This is a genomic window from Hyphomicrobium sp., assembly GCF_036780825.1.
Taxonomy (GTDB): domain Bacteria; phylum Pseudomonadota; class Alphaproteobacteria; order Rhizobiales; family Hyphomicrobiaceae; genus Hyphomicrobium_C.
In genome coordinates this window covers 13,822-34,883 of the sequence record NZ_DAIQCD010000015.1, presented here as the reverse complement: position 1 = coordinate 34,883, position 21,062 = coordinate 13,822, and the positions used below count along the sequence as shown (strand labels likewise).

Sequence of the window (21,062 nt, the reverse complement as noted above, 5' to 3'; positions counted from 1 at the left end):
CTTCTTCTTTCTGGAGCGCGCCAGACAGGCGTGAAGCGTGGTGCTGGGCGGCGCCGGGAGTGTGTTCGGACCATGATGCGTCAGTACGAGCTCGTCGAGCGAGTACAGAGTTACGATCCGTCTGCAGACGAGGCGCTGCTCAACCGCGCCTATGTGTACGCCATGCGCGCGCATGGCAACCAGAAGCGCGCGTCCGGCGCGCCCTATTTTTCGCACCCGCTCGAAGTGGCGGCGATCCTGACCGAGCTCAAGCTCGACGACGCGACCATCGCCACGGCTTTGCTCCACGATGTGATTGAGGACACCGACGCCACGCGCGCCGAGATCGATCAGCTGTTCGGCCCTGAGATCGGGTCGCTCGTCGATGGCCTCACCAAGATCAAGCGCCTCGATCTGGTGTCAAAGAAGGCGGAGCAGGCGGAGAATTTCCGCAAGCTCCTGATCGCTATCTCGAGCGATATCCGCGTGCTGCTCGTCAAGCTGGCGGACCGGCTGCACAACATGCGCACCCTCGAGCACATGAAGCCCGAGGCGAGGAAGCGTGTTTCTGAAGAGACGCTCGAGATTTATGCGCCGCTTGCCGGCCGCATGGGCATGCAGGCTCTGCGCGACGAGCTCGAGGAGCACGCCTTCCGCTGGCTCAATCCGGACGCTTATACGACCGTCACCGAGAAGCTTGAGGAGCTGCGCCTGCGCAACGAGGGTCTCGTCGAGGAGATCGAGAGCGCGCTCCACGCCATGCTGGCCGAGGTCGGCATGGAGGCGGAAGTGTCCGGCCGCGAGAAGAAGCCGTACTCCGTCTGGAGCAAGATGGCCAACAAGCAGATCAGCATGGAGCAGCTGTCCGACATCTACGCCTTCCGCGTCATCGTCGGCACCGTGGACGACTGCTACCGCGTGCTCGGCGTCGCGCACCAGACGTGGCGCACCGTTCCGGGCCGCTTCAAAGACTACATCTCGACACCGAAGCAGAACAACTATCAGTCGATCCACACCACCGTCGTAGGGCCGCGCCACCAGCGCGTGGAATTGCAGATCCGTACCCGCGCCATGCATGAGGTGGCCGAGTACGGTGTCGCGGCGCATGCCTTCTATAAGGACGGCATAAATGTGGAGAGCACCGAAAGCTCGCCCAACGCGCAGAGGATCAACGGCAGCGGCGCCAGTCTGGCTACGCCTAAAACCCTCGTGTTCAGCGACAAGGAGAGCGGCCCCTATCAGTGGCTGCGCCGCCTCGTCGAGACGCTGCTCGAGGGATCGAACCCGGAGGAGTTCCTCGAGCACACGAAGCTGGAGCTGTTCCAGGATCAGGTGTTCTGTTTCACGCCGAAGGGGCGCCTGATCGCGCTGCCCCGTGGCGCCACGCCGCTCGACTTCGCCTATGCCGTGCATACCGACGTCGGCAACCGGGCCGTGAGCGCCTACGTCAACGGCCGGCACATGCCGATCGATACCCGCCTGAGGAACGGCGACGAGGTTGAGATCAAGACCTCGAAGACGCACACGCCGCCTGCGGCATGGGAGAGCCTCGCCGTCACCGGGCGCGCACGCTCCGCCATTCGCCGCGCCGCCCGCGATGCCATCCGCCGCCAGTATGCCGAGCTCGGCCGCCGTCTCCTCATGTCGGCGTTCGAACGTATCGGCGAGACCTATTCCGACGAAGGCGTGAAGAAGGTGCTGGCGCGGCTTTCGCAGAAGAGCCTCGACGATCTTTTGGCCGCGGTGGCGCGCAACGAGGTGAAGATCGACGATGTCGTGCGCGCCGTGGTGCCGGAAGGCGTGGTTTCGGTCGGCGCCGCCCCGCGCTCCGAAGAGCCGGCCAGGGCCAAGGGCTGGCAGAGACTGACGCGCGCGGCAGCGAGCAAGCTGCGCTTTGGCGGATCCTCGAGCACGGAGAGTGCGTCGGCGGACACTCTGTCCGGCCGCACCCGCGGCGTTCCGATCCGTGGCGTGAGGAACGACATGCCGCTACTATTCGAAGCGGGCGGCGCTGTGCCGGGAGACCGCATCGTCGGAGTTTTGGCGCCAGGCGAGGGCATCCGCATTTTCCAGATCCACTCGCCCCGCCTCCAGGAATACGAGCACGAGCGTTGGATCGATGTCGCCTGGGATGTCGATCCGGAAAATCCGGAGCGTTTTCCAGCCTTGATCAGCGTCACCACGCCCAATCGGCCCGGGGCGCTGGCCGAGATCGCCGACGTCATCGGTCAGGCGGGCGGCAACATCGACAATCTGAAAATGCTGCGGCGCGCCTTGGATTTCACTGAAATGCGCATCGGCCTCGAAGTCTGGGATCTCGCGCACCTGAACCAGATCATCAACGGCCTCAAGGCGAAAGCGGTGGTCACCAAGGTCGAGCGTATCTTTGAATGACGGCCTTACGCCTCCACTGAAACGGCCCCTTTTCAGCGCTGGAAGGGGCTACGCGTACGAGTGCCCGTGACGAGCAATGGATATGAAAGCACGATGACGAAAGGTCTGAGCTATCTTCGCCTGGGCGTGAACATCGATCACGTCGCCACCATCCGCAATGCGCGCGGCGGGCGCCATCCCGATCCCCTGCGCGCGGCGCATCTTGCGGTCGAGGCGGGCGCTGATGGCATCACCGCGCACCTGCGCGAGGATCGTCGTCATATCTCGGACGCCGATATCGCGCGCTTGAAGAGCGAGCTGACGCGTCCCTTGAACCTCGAGATGGCGGCGACGCCCGAAATGGTCGCCATCGCGCTGCGCCATGTGCCGAACGCCTGTTGCCTCGTGCCGGAGCGGCGGGAGGAGCGCACCACCGAGGGCGGTCTCGATGTGGTCGGGCAGAAAGCCATGCTGGCCCCGGTGATTGCGGACCTCAAGGCTGCCGGCATCCGCGTTTCGCTCTTCATTGAGCCTGATCCCCGTGCCATTGAGGCATCCGCGGAGCTTGCCGCTGACATCGTCGAACTGCACACTGGCGCCTATTGCGAATATGCCGCGGCCGATGACGCGCGGGGCATGGCAGCCGAGGCGGCGCGCCTCGCCCAGGGCGCTTCCGAAGCCGCGGCGCGCGGCCTCGAGGTCCATGCCGGGCACGGGCTGACATTCAATACGGTCGCGGCCTTGGCCCGCATGCCCGAGGTGGTCGAGCTCAACATCGGCCATTTTCTGATCGGCGAGGCGATCTTCGGCGGCCTGCCTGCGGCGGTGCGGCGCATGCGCTCCCTGATGGACGAGGCGCGCCATGCGGCCGCGAGCCGGGTGCTGGCGTGATCATTGGGATCGGCAACGATATCGTCGACATCCGGCGGATCGAGGCCACCATCGCCCGCTTCGGCGAGCGCTTCCTGAGCCGCATCTTCACCGATATCGAGCGCGCGAAATCTGACGGCCGGGCGGCGCGGGCGGCCTCTTACGCCAAGCGTTTCGCGGCCAAGGAGGCGTGCGCCAAGGCGCTCGGCACCGGCCTCAGGGACGGCGTTTACTGGCGCGACATGGGGGTCATCAATCTCGCGTCCGGGCGCCCGACGCTGGCCCTCACCGGCGGCGCGGCCAATCATCTGGCTCGCTTGACGCCGGCGGGATGCCGTCCCCGCATCGATCTTGCCCTCACGGACGATTTTCCGCTCGCCGAGGCCGTCGTAATCATTTCGGCCTTGCCGGCCGCATGAACCATTAAGCTGGGTGTGGCGGTGCAGGACCCCTGCGGCCGCAGACCTGTTTGCACAGCGCGCCCTGAGCCGGTATAGCGAGCAGGGTTCAAGCCGCCCCCGGACTACCCGGCGGGCCAAGGAGCAGGAGATGAGCCTGGACACGAACTCCAAGGCCAAGGCGGGATCCGGCTGGGGGGAAACCGCGAAGATCATCGTGCAGGCCCTCGCGATCGCGATGGTCGTGCGCGTATTCTTCTATCAGCCGTTCAACATCCCTTCCGGATCGATGAAGTCGACGCTATTGATCGGCGATTATCTGTTCGTCTCGAAGCTGGCCTATGGCTACAGCCGCTTCTCGTTTCCGTTCAGCCCCAATCTGTTCTCGGGCCGCATCTTCGCCACTGAGCCGAAGCGCGGTGACGTGGCCGTATTCCGTCTGCCGCAAGATGAATCCGTCGATTACATCAAGCGCGTGGTCGGCCTGCCCGGCGATGAGATCCAGATGAAGGATGGCGTCCTCCACATCAACGGCGTTGCCGTGCCCAAGGTGTACAAGGACGATTTTACGAACGTCGAGTGCGACCCCTACTACCGGCATTGCCGCCGCGTGGTCTACAAGCGCTACCTCGAGACGCTGCCCGATGGCGGACCGACCTATACCGTGCTCGACCTCGAGCCCGAAGGCGAGTTCGACAACACGGACGTCTTCAAGGTGCCGGCCGGCAAGTATTTCATGATGGGCGACAATCGGGACAATTCCTCCGACAGCCGCGCCTCGGTGGGCTACGTACCCTTCGAGAACTTTGTCGGGCGCGCGGAGATCATCTTCTTCTCGGCCGCCATCGACGAGCCGGACGCCATGCGCTGGACATCGCCATGGACATGGCCCTTTGACATTCGCTGGAGTCGGATCTTCGACCTTGTCCGCTGAGAGCGGCTGATGTTCAAAGCCCGCAAGTACAAGACGCTGGAGAAAAGGCTCGGCTATCGCTTCAAGAACGAGGCGCTGCTGACGCGTGCGTTGACGCATGCCAGCCTGCGCGGCGCGAAGAAGGTCCGCGAGGATAACGAGCGCCTCGAGTTCGTCGGAGACAGGGTGCTTGGCCTCGCCATCGTCGAGCTTCTCGAGGAAACCTATCCCGACGCCACCGAAGGCGAGCTTGCGCGGCATTTGAACCGCCTCGTGAGAGGAGAGACCTGCGCCAGCGTTGGCAGGGCGCTCGGCCTGGGCGAGTTCCTGATGCTTTCCGAGAGCGAAGCCGGAAGCGGTGGCCGCCTCAAGGCGACCATCCTCGCCGATGCGGTCGAGGCGGTGCTGGGCGCCATCTTCCTCGAGGCGGGCTACAACAAGGCGCGCGACGTGGTGCGCCATTTGTGGGAGAACGAGGAGGTCTCGTTCGGCCATGCGGCGGCGGACCCGAAATCCGCCTTGCAGGAATGGGCGCAGGGCCGTGGCCTCGCGCTGCCGACCTACGTGGAAGTGGAGCGCACCGGCCCCGATCACGCGCCAAGCTTCACGTCCGAAGTCCGGATCAAGGGGCGCCCGCCCGCGCGCGGCCAGGGGGCCTCGAAGCGCGCGGCCGAGCAGGCGGCCGCATCCGTCATGCTCGAGCGGGAAGGTATTTTGGAGAAGCGTCAAGTTGGTTGAGAAGCGGGAAGCAGCGGACGCCGACGCCGGCGCGGGGGCAGCAGGCCCCACGCGCTGTGGCGTGATCGCCATCATCGGTGTGCCGAACGCCGGCAAGTCGACGCTTGTCAACGCGCTGGTCGGCGCCAAGGTGACGATCGTCTCGCGCAAGGTGCAGACCACGCGCATCCAGGTCCGCGGCATCGCCGTCGAGGGCGCCAGCCAACTCGTGCTGATCGACACGCCGGGCATCTTCGCGCCGCGCCGCCGCCTCGACAAGGCGATGGTCGCAAGCGCCTGGGCGGGCGCCCAGGATGCCGATCAGGTTCTGGTGCTGATCGACGCCGCCAAGGGTATCGACGAGGAGGTGGAGCCGCTGATCGCGCGGCTTGCCGGGCAGAACGTCAAGCCGATCCTCGTCCTGAACAAGGTGGACCGGGTCGCAGACAAGAGCCGCCTGCTGGCCCTGGTTCAGGATCTCTCGCAGCGCCTCACGTTTGAGGCCGTTTTCATGATCGCGGCTCTCACCGGCAACGGCGTCGCGGAGCTCAAGCGCTATCTCGCGGCCCACGTGCCGGAAGGCCCCTGGCTCTATCCGGAGGACGAGCTCTCCGATCTTCCGATGCGCCAGCTCGCCGCCGAGGTGACGCGCGAGAAGATCTACGACAACCTCCACGACGAGCTGCCCTATCAGATTACGGTCGAGACCGAGTCGTGGAAGACGCTCCGCGACAAGTCGGTGCGCATCGACCAGACGATCTACGTCGAGCGCGACAGCCAGAAGAGCATTGTGCTCGGCAAGGGCGGCCAGACGGTGAAGAAAATCTCCCAAGCCTCTCGTACCGAGCTGACCGAGATCGTCGGCGCGCCGGTGCATCTCTTCCTCTTCGTCAAGGTGCGCGAGGGCTGGGATCGCGACCCCGCGCGCTACCGCGAGATGGGCCTCGAGTTTCCTTCGGACGACTGACCGCCCCACACCCTCGCGGAGCGGAGGGGCGCGTTGGCGGCGAAATCGGCTAAGCTTCCCCCATGAACTGGTCCGACGAAGGCGTCATCCTGTCTGTCCGGCCCCATGGTGAGACGGCGGCCGTGGTGGAGATTTTCACGCGCGCGCATGGCCGCCACCTCGGCCTCGTGCACGGCGGCCGCTCGCGCCGGACACGCCCCGTGCTCCAGATCGGCAATCACGTCGATGTCACCTGGAAGGCGCGCCTTGCCGATCACCTTGGCCACATGACGGTCGAGCTGATCCGCGGCTACGCGGCCGGCGCCATGGACGATCCTGCGGCGCTTGCAGGCCTGACGTCGATGACGGCGCTCGCCCGTCTGCTGCCCGAGCGCGATCCCCATCCCAATCTCTATGAGGTGACGCTGTTCGTGCTCGCCTATCTCGACGACGCGAGCGTCTGGCCGGCACTGCTCGCCCGTTGGGAGCTGGCGCTGCTCGAGGAGCTGGGTTTCGGCCTCGATCTCACGCAGTGCGCCGCGACCGGTGGCAACGACGATCTCATCTACGTCTCGCCGAAGACGGGCCGCGCCGTATCGGCATCTGCCGGCGAGCCGTATCACGACCGGCTGCTTTCCCTGCCGGCGTTTCTGCTGCCGGGCCGCAAGACATCGCCTGCGCCCGGTGACATCGCGAGCGCCTTCGCCCTGACCGGCCACTTCCTGGAAACGCGGATCTTCCGTCCACGCGGTGAGGAAGGGCCGGCGGCACGCGTGCGGTTCCTGGCGCAGCTTCACCGTCTCGACGAAGCCGGGTTTCTCTCGTGATCTAGAGCCGTTCCGCTTTAGGTGGAATCGGGGAACGGCTCTAAACAGCTCACCGCGCGCGTTCGAGCGGCGTCACGGCAATGCGCACGCCGCCGTCTGCGGCATCGGGCTCGAGCCTGTAGAGCAATCCGTCGCGCGCCTCATAGCGGAGAGATAGCCCTTTGGACCACAGCCCAGCCCCGAAGCGGTCGAAGCTGATCTCGCCCGGGCTGCAGGACGAGTGCGTCACCGCGTGGCGTGGCTTGATCTCGTGTGCCTCACCCGCGAACGAGTAGGCGATGCTCTCCGATGTCGTGTTCGCGATCTGGAATGCGTAGGTGAGCGCTTGCGGGCGCGCGAAGAGCTGCACGGAGATGAACTTCGGCTTCTTGTCCGGCGCCTGGGCGACGCCGACGCCAATCTCCGTCATGAGCGGCGCCACGAGGTTCGCCCGGTGCGGAGGCGAGTTGATCCATCCTTCAACCGATTTCTCAGCGAGCACTCGCGCTTCGAAGCCGCGGCTGTCGAGGTGCATGGCGAGGTTCTCGCCGATCTGGCACCATGCGTAGCCCGCCGAGGAGATGCGATCGCCCGCTTGGCGGCCGTCGGCCGTGTGCGAAAAGAGACCGCTCTTCGCGAGAAACGCCGCATAGGCGCGCGCGGCCTGGGCAAGGCTCGGGCTCGCCTTCAGCAGACCGAGGTTCTGGCGCTCGCGATAGGCGTTCGTCATCTCGATGATCTGGGTTTCGACGACCGGAATGTCGGGAAGATCGGCAGGCATGGCGGATGGCTGGCTGGCGGAGATCGATTCTGAGGATCGGGCGCAACGGCGGCGAAGGCAAGGCAGCGCCCTTGCGCGGTCCCGGGTTTGCGGAAAAATGGCAACGAACTGTGTGCCGCTGCAACCTGTGGCGCCGCAGCACTTGAGGCGCGCCCCGTGGAGCAGTAACCAAACGCCATGACAGACAAACCGATTCTAGGATCCGGCCCCATTGAGCCGGTCCTGCTCAAGGACGCGCTCGAAGAGCGCTACCTCGCCTACGCGCTATCCACCATCATGCACCGCGCGCTGCCCGACGTGCGCGACGGTCTGAAGCCCGTGCACCGGCGCATTCTCTATGCCATGCGCGAATTGGGCCTCGATCCCGATAGCGGGTATAGGAAGTGTGCCAAGATCGTCGGCGAGACGATGGGCAACTTCCATCCCCACGGCAACCAGGCGATCTATGACGCCCTCGCGCGCCTCGCGCAGGATTTCGCCGTGCGCTATCCGCTTGTCGACGGCCAGGGCAACTTCGGCAACATCGACGGCGATAACCCGGCCGCCGACCGCTATACCGAAGCGCGTCTGACGCCGGTCGCCGCCGATCTGCTCGAAGGCATCGACGAGGATACGGTCACGTTCCGCCCCAACTACGATGGGCGGGAGCAGGAGCCGACCGTTCTTCCGGCGGCCTTCCCGAACTTGCTGGCCAACGGCTCCGCCGGCATCGCCGTCGGCATGGCGACCAACATTCCCCCGCACAACGTCGATGAGCTTTGCGCCGCGCTCCTGCACTTGATCAAGCATCCGAGCGCGACGCTCGAGAAGCTGGTCGAGATGATTCCGGGGCCGGACTTCCCGACGGGCGGCGTTCTGGTCGAGCCGCGCGAGCACATCCTCGAAGCCTACCGCACCGGTCGTGGTGGCTTCCGCCTGCGCGCGAAGTGGGCGAAGGAGGACACGGGCCGCGGCGGCTATCAGATCGTCGTCACCGAGATCCCCTATCAGGTGCAGAAGGCCAAGCTGATCGAGAAGATCGCAGAGCTTCTGACCGAGAAGAAGCTGCCGCTGCTCGGCGACGTGCGCGACGAATCCGCGGAGGAGATTCGCCTGATCCTCGAGCCCAAGAGCCGCACGGTCGATTCCGTTCTGCTGATGGAAAGCCTGTTCCGCCTCACCGAGCTCGAGGTCCGCTTCGGCCTCAATATGAACGTGCTCTCGGCCGGCCAGATCCCGAATGTGCTGTCGCTGCGCGATGTCTTGAAGCAGTGGCTTGAGCACCGCATCGACGTGCTGGTGCGCCGCTCGCGGTATCGCCTGAAGAAGATCGAGCACCGGCTCGAGGTTCTCGACGGCTACCTGATCGCGTACCTCAACATCGACGAGGTGATCCGCATCGTCCGCTTCGAGGACAACCCGAAGGCCAAGCTGATCGAGCGCTTCAAGCTCTCGGAGGTGCAGGCCGATGCGGTCCTCAACCTGCGTCTGAAAAGCCTGTCGCGGCTAGAAGAGGTCGAAATCAAGGCCGAGCACGACAAGCTCTCAGGCGAGCAGCGCAACCTGAATGAGCTTCTCGCCTCCGAGGAGTTGCAATGGGATCGCATCTCAGAAGAGGTGCGTGCCACCCGCGAGCGTTACTCGAAGAAGACGGCGCTCGGCCGCCGCCGCACCAGCTTCGCGGACGCGCCAGACATCGACGTCGATCTCGACGCGGCGCTTGTCGAGAAGGAGCCAATCACCGTCATCCTGTCGGAGAAGGGATGGATCCGCGCGCTCAAAGGCCATCACGACGACCTCTCGAAGCTCGATTTCAAGCAGGGCGACAGCTTGAAATATGCGGTGAAGGCGCAGACCACCGACAAGCTCGTGCTCTTCGCCACCAACGGCCGCTTCTTCACGCTGGAGGCCAGCCATCTTCCGGGCGGCCGCGGCCATGGCGAGCCCGTGCGCCTCATGGTCGACCTCGAGGAGAACCAGGACTTCGTCGAATGCTTCGTGCACCGGCCCGGCCGCAAGCTGCTGGTGGCGAGCACCGGCGGCTACGGCTTTGTCGTGCCGGAGGACGAGGTGATCGCGTCCACGCGCAAGGGGAAGCAGGTGCTGAACGTGGCCGTCGGCGAGGAGGCGGGCGTGTGCGTTCCGGCCGAGGGCGACCACGTCGCGACGATTGGCGAGAACCGCAAGATGCTCGTGTTTCCGTTGAGCGAGGTGAACGAGATGTCCCGCGGCAAGGGTACGATCCTGCAGCGCCTCAAGGATGGCGCGCTTGCGGATGTCTGCGTGTTCGCGAAAAAGGAGGGGCTCTCCTGGCTCGATACCGCGGGCCGCAGCTTCACGCTCGCCTGGTCGGACCTCGGGGAGTGGGTTGGAAGCCGCTCCCAGGCTGGCCGCGCAGCACCCCGCGGCTTCCCGCGCTCCAACCGGTTCGGCCCTCGCTTCCGCTAATTTTTCGTCTCCGATCCATGCGCTCGGGACCGCTCTGATAGACACGGTGCGCCCTGAAAACAAGCACGCCGCGCCGGCGTGCCTTGCCTCCTGCGTAACACCCCGTTAGGAGAGTCTCGTCGGGGTGTACGAAAAGGGATGGCCGGGCGTGAGTGCGGCGGGGATCGTGAGGCTGATGCTGGCCGCTGCCGCGCTTGTGGGTGCGGCCTTTGGCTTGCCTGCCCTTTCGGCTGCCCAGGAGCAGCCGGCGCCGGCGGCGGAAGGAGTGCCCGAAGCCGCCGCTCCACCCGAGACGTGCAGCAAGGCGGAATTTGAGAGCGCTGTCGATCACGCCGCCGAGCAGCTACGCGACCTCAACAATAAGAACCGCCCCGAGTTCCAGGCGAAGCTGCGCCAGCTCAAGGAGAAGCGGGGCTGGGACGACCACCGGTTCCTGAGAGAAGCCGCGCCGTTCGTGAAGGACGATCGGATTGCCGTCTTCGACGCCACGACCAACGATCTCCTGGCCTCGATCTCCTCGCTCGGACAGGAGGGCGCCAACGCGCCGGAGCCGAGCTGCACGATGCTGTCCGAACTGCGCGGGCACATGCAGGTCCTGATCGAGACGCAACATGACAAATGGCGCTATATGTTCGAGAAGCTCGACGCCGAGATCGCCGAATAGAGTGCGTCAGGAAAAGTGGGAACCGGTTTTCGGATAAGAAGAAGCAAAAGCTTAGAGCCGGTCCCCGATTCCACTTAAACCGGAACGGCACTAGCGCGACCTCTGCGCAGCAGCGCGCCTTCTACTTCCCCGGTACGCGCACCCAGCCGTCCGGCCCCAGGTGCTCCTGTGGCTGGTAGCGCGTCTTGTAGCTCATCTTGCGCGAACCCTCGATCCAGTAGCCGAGATAGAGGTAGGGGAGTCCGAGCCGGCGCGTATATTCGATGTGCTCGAGGATCATGTAGGTGCCGATGCTGCGCTCTTCCTCGAGCGGCTCGTAGAAGCTGTAGACCATCGAGATGCCGTCCGAGAGGCGGTCGCAAAGCGCCACCCCTGCGAGCGGCCAGGTCTCGACGTGGTCCTCGAGCGGATGCTCCGGCTTCGCTCGGTATTCCGTGAGGAACGTGCGGACGACGCTGTCCTCGACCATCATCGCGTAATCGAGAACGCTCATGTCGGCCATGCCGCCGTCCGAATGGCGCGCATCGATGTAGCTGCGGAACAGCGCGTACTGCTCGGAGGTCGGGATCGCGGACACGCGCCGCGCGATGAGGTCGCGATTGTGGGAGAGCGTGCGCCGCATCGTGCGCCCGGGCTCGAACTCATCGACAAGGATGCGCACCGAGACGCACGCATGGCAGCCGTCGCAATACGGCATGTAGGCGATGTTCTGGCTGCGCCGGAAACCGCCCTTGAGGAGGTTGTCGATCAGCGCCAGAGGCTTGTCGTGCGTGAGATGCGTGAAGAGCTTGCGCTCGAGTTTGCCCGCCAAGTAGGGGCAGGGCTGCGGCGCAGTGACGTAGAATTCCGGGAAGTGCTTCTGCTGCTCCGTCATTCCTGAACCATCCTTGCCGCCGGTCCCGATGTCCTGCCGAGTGCGGACATTGCCAATTACGCGGCGCTTGCGCGATATCGGAAGCGCGTGTTGCGCCATGCGCGTCGGACGGGCAGGTTAGCCGTTCGCCGGAGAGCGAGGATAGTCGAGCATCTGGCAGCCGATCAAGTTCGAGCGTGCGGAGCCGTCAATTTCGAGTGCGTTCGCCAGACGGCGCAGGGACGACGCACCCTGGCCTCCGAACCGCCCTCAGGGTCGGGTTTAGGCTTGTTGTTCAGCGCTCAGTCTTGCCCGTGCCCATCAATCCGGCAGCCGCCGGGGGCGGCTTGGTCGAGCGGCGCTGCGGCGTTTGCCAGGATGATGCTCCGGCCGAGCCTGGCGCATGACCGTCCGCGCCCCCCGCCGATGCGGGTGGTGGCGTGCCTCTCGGTCTCTGCGGCACGGGGCTCGGCGCCTCGGGCGCCCTGGTGTCGAAGGAGGGGCCGGGGAGCGGCGAGCTGGTGTCTTCGCGCGGCCGGCTGGCCCTGACCTCGGCCAGCGCCTTGAGGCGTCCGATCAGGTAGCCCGCAGAAAAGGCGCCCGCGGCGACGAGGATGAGCAGGATCAGATCGTAGACGGGCATGGCGTGGCCTCGCATATCCGGAAAAGCAGGGCTTAGCCGCCGAATGCTAGAGTGCTTCCGGAAAAGTGGAAACCGGTCATGGCGGAGCCATGCAAGTTAAAGTGTCCGATAAGAAGCACGATCAAACAAAAACTTGGAGCCGTTCACTTAGTCCACCTAACGCGGAACGGCTCCAGATCAAAGAGGCAGCCGCGGGCAACATCCCCAGAGGGGCCGCGCTCAGGGGGCTAGGGCTCCGGTTTGCAGGCTGCTCTCGCCCGCCCCTTGGGTCGAGGTGGAAACTTGCCCCTCCGCGTCCGGGTCGATCGACGCATAGGTCAGCCACGCCAGCCCGCCCATGGCGAACATGAGGATGGCGATGCCGATGAGGGACCGCTTGAGAAACCAGCCGAGGGTCACCCGGCGGGCAAGCTGAGGCTGCACCGCCGTTGCGTCCTCGATGCCAATGGCCATGAACAACTCCCAAAGCAGCGGCTTGCCCGCACGCTTTCCTGTTTTCAAGAATAATCGGACAGGCAGTGCCCCGCTGCCGGATGGATAATGCTTATGGTCTATTGGATGGAAGAGGTTGGACCCGGAATCAAGGGCCACGTGCGACGCACCTGCGTTCCGCCTGCGGGGCGTGCTATGGCAGCCACGCTTGCCCCGCTTCGCGGCATCTGACGATGCAGCGCAGCCGATAAGCACCCATCCACCTGCTGCCGGCGCTATACGTTTGTAATGAAAACTCCACGGCAATTCTGGCCGAGAGCCGCTTTGATTGCCTCTCTGATCTGGCTCATACTCTGCGGTGGCGCCGGCACGCGGGCCGGCCCCGTGTCGGAGGCACCTGCGAAGCCCGGCCGCGAGGCCGTCTGGCGAGCCATCTTCGCGCGCCCGGCAGAAGCCGATAGGCCGCCCGCGCCCGAGGAGCAGGCGAAGATCGCCCTTGGGTACGATCTCTTCCGCGACGGGCGCCTCTCCGCGAGCGGCCATGACTCCTGCGTGAGCTGCCACGATCCCGCGCGCGCCTTCACGGATGGCCGTCCGAAGGCGATCGGCCCGCGCGGTGTCGTCCTCGAGCGCAACGCCCCGGCGCTCTATGATCTGGCCTGGGCGAAAACCTTCTTCTGGGACGGGCGCGCGCCGGGCCTTGCCGAGCAGGCGCGGGTGCCGATCCTGGCGCCCGATGAGTTGGCTGGAGATTTCGCAACCATTACCCGCCGTCTGTCGGCCGATGCCGCCATGCGGGCCCGCTTCGCCGAGGCCTTTCCGTCCACCCAGGACATCTCGGAAACAGATATCCTCGAGGCGCTGGCGGCCTACGAGCGGTCACTGGTCTCGCCCAAAAGCCGCTTCGACCGCTGGGTCGAGGGCGATGACCTGGCGCTGACGGAGGAAGAGCTGGCCGGCTTCAGCGTGTTCGTCGGCAAAGGCGGATGCGTCTCCTGCCACGGCGGCTGGCGTTTCACCGACGACGCCTTCCACGACATTGGCATGCCTGGCCCGGACATGGGCCGGGGCGGCCTCAAGCCAGACGGGAAAGGGCTGCCGGAGTTCAAAACGCCGTCCCTGCGCGAGGTCTCCCGCACCGCGCCCTACATGCACGACGGCTCGCTTGCCACCTTGAGGGATGTCGTCGAGCACTATGCCGGCGGCTTCGTGGCCCGCCCATCGCTAGCGCCGACTCTGGTGCGCGATCTCAAGCTCACGGACGCCGAGAAAAGCGCGCTGATCGCGTTTCTGAATGCGTTATCCGGTGAGCCGGACGCTTTTTCTGGGCATGAGACAACACGCCCCACGCCTTAGATGCGTGCGCCGGAAGGTTGGGATTCCGTCCCGAACGGAATCGGTAAAAGTCTTTTGCATTCAAAAATGTTTCACAAATTCCGCACTGGACTGTCGCAATGTTGAAATGCCGCGGTCCAAAAATCCGGCAAAGCTTTGCACAAAATCCAGTCTTGTGCCTGGGTCGATTCGATATCAAGTATTGCGGTCAATAAGAAAATAAAAGGGATGGCACGCCCCCTTGGTTTTGGTGCCGCCGAAAGCGGCTTTTTGAGAACTTGGGGTCGCAGATGCTAGAGCTGATCGTCTCCGTTTGCCTTCTGGAAGATCACGCGCAATGCAAGGATGTTTCGCTCACCTACATGGCCGAGAGCGTGACGCCTGCTCAGTGCATGATGATGAGCCCGTCGGAAATCGCGAAGTGGACCGAAAGCCATCCCAAATGGTTTGCGAGGAAGTGGTCCTGCCGTCCTGCGGGCCATTTCGCGAAGATCTGACTATTACGTCCATTCTCAAAGTGGCCGGGAATACGCGTTCCGGATCTTTCGAGACTTGCCTGCTCTTTGATCCACCGTCCCTTATGGGATGAAGGTCGCCCTTACCGGTTCGTCAGCTTGAGTTCGATGCGCCGGTTGCGGCGCAGGCTCTCCTCGTCGGAACCTTTCTCCAGCGGCTGGAACTCGCCGTGCCCGGCGGCCACGAGATGCTCAGCCGGAACCCCGCGCGAGACGAGATATTTGACGACAGACACTGCGCGCGCCGTCGAAAGCTCCCAGTTCGAGGGGAATTGGAAGCTCGCGATGGGGCGGACGTCGGTGTGCCCGTCCACTTGCAGCGCCCAGTCGATCTCAGGCGGAATGGTCCGGGCGAGATCCGCGATGGCAATCGCGAGCTGATCCATGGCCGCAAGCCCCTCCGGCGTCAGCGTCGCCGATCCGGACGGGAATAGAACTTCGGATTCGAACACGAACCGGTCGCCCACGACACGGATGTCCTTGCGGTCCTTGAGCAGCTCGCGCAGCCGGCCGAAGAAATCGGAGCGATAGCGCTGCAGCTCCTGCACCTGCCGGGCGAGGGCCGCATTGAGGCGAGCACCGAGATCCTTGATCCGGTCCTGACTATCCTGGTCCTTTTTCTCGGATGCTTCGAGCGCTTCGTTGAGGGCGGCGAGCTGGCGGCGCAGGGCCAGCATCTGCTGGTTCAGCAGATCGACTTTGGCGAGCGCTTCGTTGGAGATGGTCTTCTGCGCGTCGAGGTCCGCCTCGAGCGATTGGATGCGTCCCTCCGCAGCCTTGGCCTTTTCGTCTCCGCTCAGCGCGAAGCCAGAGAGCCGCGTCTTCTCCTGCTGCAGATCGGCGAGCGTTGCCTGCAACGCCGCAAGCTCATCCTCCGCCGAGCGCGATTTGCCCTTCTCGAGCGAGAGCAGGCTCGTCAGCTCGGCGATCTGCCGGTTGAGGCGGGCGAGCGCGGTGTCCTTGCCGCTGGCCTCCTGTGTCGCGAAATACTGCGAGATCATGAAGATCGACATCAGGAAGGTGACGACGAGGAGCAGCGTGCTGAGCACGTCCACGTAGGCCGGCCAGAACTCGCCGTATTCGCCGCCGCGCCGTGAGCGCCCTCGCGCCATGCTAGTGCTCCGCTTCCAGAGGCCGCCGCAGTCCGCCCTGGGCAGCGAGCTGCCGAGACACGCGCGGCGCCATCGTCATGGGCGTGCCTGTCGCGGCCATCGCGCTAGCCGCCCTTCTTGAGCATGTTCTGAGCAAGCTCGCGCAGCACGCTGGTCACTTCCGTCTGCTGGGCGGCCTGCTCGTCCACCCACTCCCGCACGACCTTCTGCTCCTTGCGCATCTGGGTAACGAGCTGGTTCACGCCGCGGGCGAGATCGCGCACCGGCTGGTCGGCGCCGGGCTCTGATGGCGGTCTCGGCCCCCCGTTCTCCTGGAGCCGTGCCGAGAGATCGTCCACCGCCCGCTGCATCTCATAGACAGCCGAGAGGAGCTGCCGGCTCGCGAGCTCTGTGGCACTTGATGCTCCGGGCGTCAGTTCGGTGATGCCGGAGAGCCACTCCTCGAGCTCATTGTAGAAGCGGTTCTGCGCGTGGTTCGCCTGCAGTTCGAGGAAGCCGATAATCAGAGAGCCCGAGAGGCCGAGGAGCGATGAGGAGAACGCCGTCCCCATGCCCTTGAGCGGCGCAGCCAGCCCCGCTTTGAGCTCGTCGAACACGGTGACGGTCTCGGTCGATGTGTCGAGCGCACTGATGGCGCCACCGACGGACTGGATGGTTTCGAGAAGCCCCCAGAAGGTGCCGAGCAGCCCGAGGAACACGAGCAGCCCGACCATGTATCGCCCCGTATCGCGGGCTTCATCAAGCCGCGACGAGATGCTGTCCATAATCGTCCGCATCGAGACCGTCGACAGCGAGAGGGTTCCTGTCCGGTCGCGCAGCATGGTGGCCATCGGTGCCAGCAGCACCGGCTGGTGCGTGCTTGCGAGCCCCGGGTCCGAGATGCGGAATGCGTTGACGAAGCGGATCTCGGGATAGAGCCGGACCACTTGCCGGAATGAATAGATGATGCCGATGAACAGAACGCCGATGATGAGGCCGTTGAGCCCCGGATTGTTCATGATCGCGGTGGTCAATTGCTCGTGCAGGATCACGGTCAGGAAGGCGACCAGGGTGAGGAATACGAGCATGCGCACCAGGAACAGCCCGGGCGGCGTCAGCGACTTGTGCGCGGAGGGCGAAGTCACATCGGATCGCTTGCGTGCCATTCAAAGTCTCCGCCCGTGCGCTGCTATTTTCCGGCGAGAGCAAAGCGCCGGATGCGGGATGTCGTTTGACGAGAGCCCCCGAACATAGCCGAACCCCATGACACCTGAAACGGGCAACATCGTGCCGCGCTGCTCGAATTTGGCAATTTTTAGGCGTGAGCCAGCGCGCTCTGCAAGTCTCTCAAGGGCGAATTGATCCGTCTTCAGACGAGCGCCTTGAGGGCAGCCTTGAGTTCCGGGCCGAGATCCTCACGCTCGAGCGCATAGGCAACATTGGCCAGCAGGAAGCCGATCTTCGAGCCGCAGTCGTAGATGTCGCCGTCGAAGCGTACCGCATGGAAGGCATGCTGCGGATCTTTACTGAGGGCGATCATGGAGTCGGTGAGCTGGATCTCTCCGCCCGCCCCGGCCTCCTGGCGCGCGAGCAGGTCGAAGATTTCCGGCTCGAGGATGTAGCGCCCCGTGATGTGAAGGTTCGACGGCGCCGTTCCCTTGGGCGGCTTTTCAACCATGGAGGTGATGCGGCTGACCTTCGCCTTCGGATCTTCCACGCCGACGATGCCGTATTGATGCGTCTGGTCCTCCGGCACCGGTGAAACGGCGATCAGGTTGCCGCCAGTTTGTGTGTGCGCCTCGATCATCTCGCCGAGGCAAGGAGCAGCGCCGTGATGGAGCATATCGGGAAGCAGCAGCGCGAACGGCTCGTTGCCGATGATGTCTCGCGCGCACCACACGGCGTGGCCGAGGCCGAGCGGCGCCTGCTGGCGTGTGAAGCTCGTCTGCCCCGCTGCGGGAAGCTCGGCCAGCAGGTCTTCGAGCTCGCGGGTTTTCTTCTTGGCCGAGAGCGTCGCCTCGAGCTCGAACTGGTGATCGAAATGATCCTCGATGGCGCTCTTGCCGCGCCCGGTGACGAACACGAAATGCTCGATGCCCGCCGCACGTGCCTCGTTGACGACATGCTGGATCGCCGGGCGGTCGACGATGGTCAGCATTTCCTTCGGCACCGCCTTCGTCGCGGGCAGGAATCGGGTGCCCAGCCCCGCGACGGGCAGCACGGCTTTGCGAATGCGCTTAGGTTTGGTCATCAGAACACCGAGATTGGGAGGAGGGACGTGGAGGGGCCGCGGACGCGAAGGACGGAGGAAGCAGGAGCCGCGACGATATCTCCGTTGGAAGAGCTTAGCCGATTGAGGCTGCACGGCCATGGCGCAATGCCCGCGCGACCGAACGGTTCCGGCCAGATGCGAACAAGGAGGGCAGGGCCGTAAAAATGCCCCGAATCCCAGACACGGGGGAGAGAACCGGAAACTCTGAACCTGGATAATACAAAAAGAGGCAACTGTGAGGCTACGCACGATGCTGAGATCACGATGAGCCGCCACCTCCGGACATTTGCTCGCGTGCACGCGTTCCTTTGCTCGCGCCTTTTGGCGGCGGGCTTGGCGCTGCTGATGGCCGCCATGCTCCTGCCGCAGGCAGCAGCGGCCGACGCGAAACTGGACGCCTGGATCGAAGGCTTGTGGCCCGAGGCTCAAGCGGCAGGCGTCTCGCGTGCCACCTTTGATGCCGCCCTCAAAAGCTTCAAGCCGGATCTCAAGCTGCCCGACCTCGAACTTCCTGGCCGGCGCGCGAGCGGCTCGGGCGGGCAGGCCGAGTTCACGCGCGCGCCGGGCGACTATCTGGATCGCGCCTATCTCATGCGCCTCGCAGCGACCGGCCGGGATCTCCTCGCCAAGCACAAGGCAACGCTTGAAAGGATCGAGCGCGAACTCGGCGTCGATCGATATTCGGTCTTGGCCATCTGGGGACGCGAGACCGCTTTCGGCCACCACAAGCTTCCCCATGACGCGATCACAGCGGTCGCGACGCAAGCCTATCTCGGCCGTCGCAAGGAAATGTTTCGCGCGGAGCTGATCGCCGCGCTGCGCATGCTGGAAGCCGGTATCCCGCGTGCACGGATGCGCTCCTCGTGGGCGGGCGCCATGGGGCTCACGCAATTCATGCCGAGCGAGTATTTCGTCCATGCCCATGATCTCGATGGCGACGGCAAGGCCGACATCTGGACCTCGGTTCCGGACGCCCTGGCTTCGGCCGCGAGCCAGCTCAAGGGCAAGGGCTGGGTCGCCGGCCAGACCTGGGGCTATGAAGTGAAGCTCACGCGCGAGGCGGATTGCGGCTACGAGGGCCCGACGCAGGCGCGCACCATTGCCGACTGGGCAAAGCTCGGCCTCAAGCGTGCCAACGGCCGCCCATGGACCGAGCAGCAACTGGCGCTCGAGGCGTATCTGATGAGCCCCGCGGGCGGCTATGGCCCGTCGTTCCTGGTGCTCGAGAACTATAAGGTGATCCGCCGCTACAACATGTCGGATCTCTACGCCGTCTTCGTCGGCCATCTCGCGGATCGCATCGCCGGCGCCGGCGACTTCGTCACGCCCTGGGGCGGCACAGGCCCGCAGAAGACGAGCAACATCGAGGAGATTCAGACTCGTCTGACGAGCCTCGGCTATGATGTCGAGAAGATCGACGGCAAGGTCGGCTCCAACACGCGCAAGGTCATCGGTCTTTACGAGCGGGCCAACAACTTGAAGGTTGACTGCTGGCCCTCCGATGCCGTTCTTGATCACATGCGAAGATCCGCGTCGCGGTAGCGGCTGGCCCGCGCCGCAATGCGTCCATTCGAGAACGGCATGCACAGGCGCCTCACGCTTTCGCTCCTCGCCTTGCTGGCGGCTTTCCTGTCGGCGCCCGGACCGGCCGCGTCGCAGGACGATCCTGCCGGCACCAGCTTCATCACGCCGTTCCCGCCGAATGACACCTACAACCTGGTTGTGATCGGAGACGATCTCGCGGAAGGGCTGCTCGGCGGCGCACGCGACACCTTTCAGAAGGACGCCCGCGTGGTGCTTCGCGGCACGCCGCTTTCGATCGGCGGCCTCATGCGACGTGACTTCGACCAGAAGCTCGTTGAGCTCGAAGAGCGGCTGAAAGCCGAACCAGCGCAGATCGCCATCCTGATGATGGGCGCGTGGGATCGCGTTTCTGTGCGCGACCCCGCGAGTGGAAAGCGGCTGATGGTCGGAACGGAGGGCTGGCGCCGCGAGTATGCGGCCCGTAGCGACCGCCTGCTCAAGATGCTGCGCCGTCGCAACGTGGCCACGTACTGGGTCGGTCTTCCCGGCGTGCGCCGTAGCGATGCCAACGAGGACGTGCAGACGATGAACAACGTCCTGCGCGAGCGCGTCTACCTGAATGGCGCCAAGTATGTCGACGCCTATGCGGTGTTCATCGACGAGAGCGGCGGCTGGAGCCAATACGGTCCTGACGTCACCGGCAAGATCCGCCGATTACGCGCCGGCGACGGCGTTTATTTCACCTGGGAAGGCAACAAGAAGCTCGCCTACTTCGTCGATCGCGAGTTGCGCCGTGACTTGACGCAGGCGCGCGCCGACCGCGCTGTTCCTCTCGACGGCGATGAGGCCGAGCAGGCGAAGATCAATCCCGATCGCGCGAAGCTCGCCGAAACATCGGACGGCGCAGGGGCAGGATCTCAAAGCGGCGGGGGAACGCAAATACCAGGGGCTAAGGATGGTGGTCCCGGAGATCAGAAAGCGGACAACGGCCGGGTCAATCTTCGCATCGTGAGCGAGACGGGGCGTGAGGAGATCGTAGCGCTCGACATCGTGCGGCCGGCCATCTCGGCCTCTGTCGTGGCGTTGGTGACGCGTCGGGAAAGTGTCGATCGTCCGTCGCAGCTGGGGGAGTCGGTGGTCGATGAGATCCCCGGAGGCCTGACGGTCATGAGCACCGTGGCGCTGGCGACGGGTGCGGGTCAAGCGGGCGGCCATCGGCGGCTGTCGCCTTCGCAATCTCCTTACTTCCGGGTTCTGTTCAAAGGCGAGCGCCTACCCCCGAAGCCCGGGCGAGCTGACGATGCAACGTGGCCGCGCCCCGCACCGCCGACGGAAGCAGCTTTCCTGCCTGATGGCGACCCGGTAGTGACGGGCGCTACAGCAACTGATGATAAGCCGAAGGCGCCGGCAGCGCAGCGCCGCAAGATCCGGAATTAAATCTGATGCCGATCTCACTGAAATCGGAATGGCTCACGCAGCCTCCGCATCCTAGAGCCAGCGGAATCGGAGAACGGCTCTGGGCT

20 protein-coding genes are annotated in these 21,062 nt (G+C 64.7%); 13 read left to right on the top strand and 7 right to left on the bottom strand.

The genetic code is table 11. The features are described from left to right. Nucleotides 1-72: 72 nt before the first annotated feature. From V7P99_RS08370 to recO, 7 genes are all read left to right on the top strand, one after another. Nucleotides 73-2,373 (top strand): RelA/SpoT family protein, encoded by a 2,301-nt coding sequence (locus tag V7P99_RS08370; protein ID WP_333794348.1) that lies wholly within the window; start codon nt 73-75, stop codon nt 2,371-2,373. Nucleotides 2,374-2,466: 93 nt separating this feature from the next. Beyond that, complete coding sequence (locus tag V7P99_RS08365; RefSeq protein WP_333794347.1) at nt 2,467-3,243, top strand: pyridoxine 5'-phosphate synthase; 777 nt, start codon at nt 2,467-2,469, stop codon at nt 3,241-3,243. Next, the gene (acpS, locus tag V7P99_RS08360) at nt 3,240-3,641 is read left to right on the top strand and encodes a holo-ACP synthase (protein ID WP_333794346.1); all 402 of its coding nucleotides are present in this window, start codon (nt 3,240-3,242) and stop codon (nt 3,639-3,641) included. Before V7P99_RS08365 ends, acpS begins: the two co-directional genes overlap by 4 nt. A gap of 130 nt (nt 3,642-3,771) precedes the next feature. Further along, on the top strand, nt 3,772-4,554 hold the full coding sequence (gene lepB / locus V7P99_RS08355) for a signal peptidase I (RefSeq protein WP_333794345.1): 783 nt from the start codon (nt 3,772-3,774) through the stop codon (nt 4,552-4,554). A gap of 9 nt (nt 4,555-4,563) precedes the next feature. After that, nucleotides 4,564-5,271, top strand: a complete 708-nt coding sequence (gene rnc, locus V7P99_RS08350; RefSeq protein ID WP_333794344.1) for a ribonuclease III — start codon at nt 4,564-4,566, stop codon at nt 5,269-5,271. Further along, the gene (era, locus tag V7P99_RS08345; RefSeq protein ID WP_333794343.1) at nt 5,264-6,217 is read left to right on the top strand and encodes a GTPase Era; all 954 of its coding nucleotides are present in this window, start codon (nt 5,264-5,266) and stop codon (nt 6,215-6,217) included. The genes rnc and era overlap by 8 nt, the downstream gene beginning before the upstream one ends. A 62-nt stretch (nt 6,218-6,279) precedes the next feature. Next, nucleotides 6,280-7,023, top strand: coding sequence for a DNA repair protein RecO (gene recO / locus V7P99_RS08340; protein WP_333794342.1), 744 nt, complete (start codon nt 6,280-6,282; stop codon nt 7,021-7,023). A 49-nt stretch (nt 7,024-7,072) separates the two neighbouring features. Here the strand turns inward: recO and V7P99_RS08335 are convergent, their stop codons facing one another. Further along, complete coding sequence (locus tag V7P99_RS08335; RefSeq protein WP_333794341.1) at nt 7,073-7,783, bottom strand: CAP domain-containing protein; 711 nt, start codon at nt 7,781-7,783, stop codon at nt 7,073-7,075. A 177-nt stretch (nt 7,784-7,960) separates the two neighbouring features. Here V7P99_RS08335 and parC point away from each other — a divergent pair, with 177 nt between their 5' ends. Continuing rightward, the gene (parC, locus tag V7P99_RS08330; protein ID WP_333794340.1) at nt 7,961-10,210 is read left to right on the top strand and encodes a DNA topoisomerase IV subunit A; all 2,250 of its coding nucleotides are present in this window, start codon (nt 7,961-7,963) and stop codon (nt 10,208-10,210) included. A 124-nt stretch (nt 10,211-10,334) separates the two neighbouring features. After that, a complete protein-coding gene (locus V7P99_RS08325; RefSeq protein WP_333794339.1) occupies nt 10,335-10,874 on the top strand; it encodes a hypothetical protein in 540 nt (179 codons plus the stop codon). Between the two features lie 121 nt (nt 10,875-10,995). Here the strand turns inward: V7P99_RS08325 and V7P99_RS08320 are convergent, their stop codons facing one another. The 3 genes from V7P99_RS08320 to V7P99_RS08310 all read right to left on the bottom strand — a co-directional run bounded on the left by V7P99_RS08320 (nt 10,996) and on the right by V7P99_RS08310 (nt 12,823). Then, nucleotides 10,996-11,748, bottom strand: coding sequence for an arginyltransferase (locus V7P99_RS08320; protein ID WP_333794338.1), 753 nt, complete (start codon nt 11,746-11,748; stop codon nt 10,996-10,998). A gap of 274 nt (nt 11,749-12,022) precedes the next feature. Beyond that, on the bottom strand, nt 12,023-12,370 hold the full coding sequence (locus tag V7P99_RS08315; RefSeq protein ID WP_333794337.1) for a hypothetical protein: 348 nt from the start codon (nt 12,368-12,370) through the stop codon (nt 12,023-12,025). 219 nt (nt 12,371-12,589) lie between these two features. Further along, nucleotides 12,590-12,823, bottom strand: coding sequence for a hypothetical protein (locus V7P99_RS08310; RefSeq protein ID WP_333794336.1), 234 nt, complete (start codon nt 12,821-12,823; stop codon nt 12,590-12,592). A gap of 303 nt (nt 12,824-13,126) precedes the next feature. Here V7P99_RS08310 and V7P99_RS08305 point away from each other — a divergent pair, with 303 nt between their 5' ends. Both V7P99_RS08305 and V7P99_RS08300 read left to right on the top strand, forming a co-directional pair. Beyond that, nucleotides 13,127-14,158: a cytochrome-c peroxidase gene (locus V7P99_RS08305; protein ID WP_333794335.1), complete on the top strand. Its 1,032-nt coding sequence runs from the start codon at nt 13,127-13,129 to the stop codon at nt 14,156-14,158. A gap of 269 nt (nt 14,159-14,427) precedes the next feature. Further along, nucleotides 14,428-14,634 (top strand): hypothetical protein, encoded by a 207-nt coding sequence (locus V7P99_RS08300; RefSeq protein ID WP_333794334.1) that lies wholly within the window; start codon nt 14,428-14,430, stop codon nt 14,632-14,634. Nucleotides 14,635-14,735: 101 nt separating this feature from the next. Here the strand turns inward: V7P99_RS08300 and V7P99_RS08295 are convergent, their stop codons facing one another. The 3 genes from V7P99_RS08295 to V7P99_RS08285 all read right to left on the bottom strand — a co-directional run bounded on the left by V7P99_RS08295 (nt 14,736) and on the right by V7P99_RS08285 (nt 17,994). Then, nucleotides 14,736-15,764: a peptidoglycan -binding protein gene (locus V7P99_RS08295; protein ID WP_333794333.1), complete on the bottom strand. Its 1,029-nt coding sequence runs from the start codon at nt 15,762-15,764 to the stop codon at nt 14,736-14,738. Between the two features lie 104 nt (nt 15,765-15,868). Continuing rightward, the gene (locus V7P99_RS08290) at nt 15,869-16,909 is read right to left on the bottom strand and encodes a flagellar motor protein MotA (RefSeq protein ID WP_333794332.1); all 1,041 of its coding nucleotides are present in this window, start codon (nt 16,907-16,909) and stop codon (nt 15,869-15,871) included. 203 nt (nt 16,910-17,112) lie between these two features. After that, the gene (locus V7P99_RS08285) at nt 17,113-17,994 is read right to left on the bottom strand and encodes a UTP--glucose-1-phosphate uridylyltransferase (protein ID WP_333794331.1); all 882 of its coding nucleotides are present in this window, start codon (nt 17,992-17,994) and stop codon (nt 17,113-17,115) included. Between the two features lie 285 nt (nt 17,995-18,279). Here V7P99_RS08285 and V7P99_RS08280 point away from each other — a divergent pair, with 285 nt between their 5' ends. Both V7P99_RS08280 and V7P99_RS08275 read left to right on the top strand, forming a co-directional pair. Further along, nucleotides 18,280-19,557, top strand: coding sequence for a lytic murein transglycosylase (locus V7P99_RS08280; protein WP_333794330.1), 1,278 nt, complete (start codon nt 18,280-18,282; stop codon nt 19,555-19,557). A 39-nt stretch (nt 19,558-19,596) separates the two neighbouring features. Beyond that, entirely contained in the window at nt 19,597-20,976 is a 1,380-nt protein-coding gene (locus V7P99_RS08275; RefSeq protein WP_333794329.1) for an SGNH/GDSL hydrolase family protein, read from the top strand. The last annotated feature ends 86 nt before the right edge of the window (nt 20,977-21,062 follow it).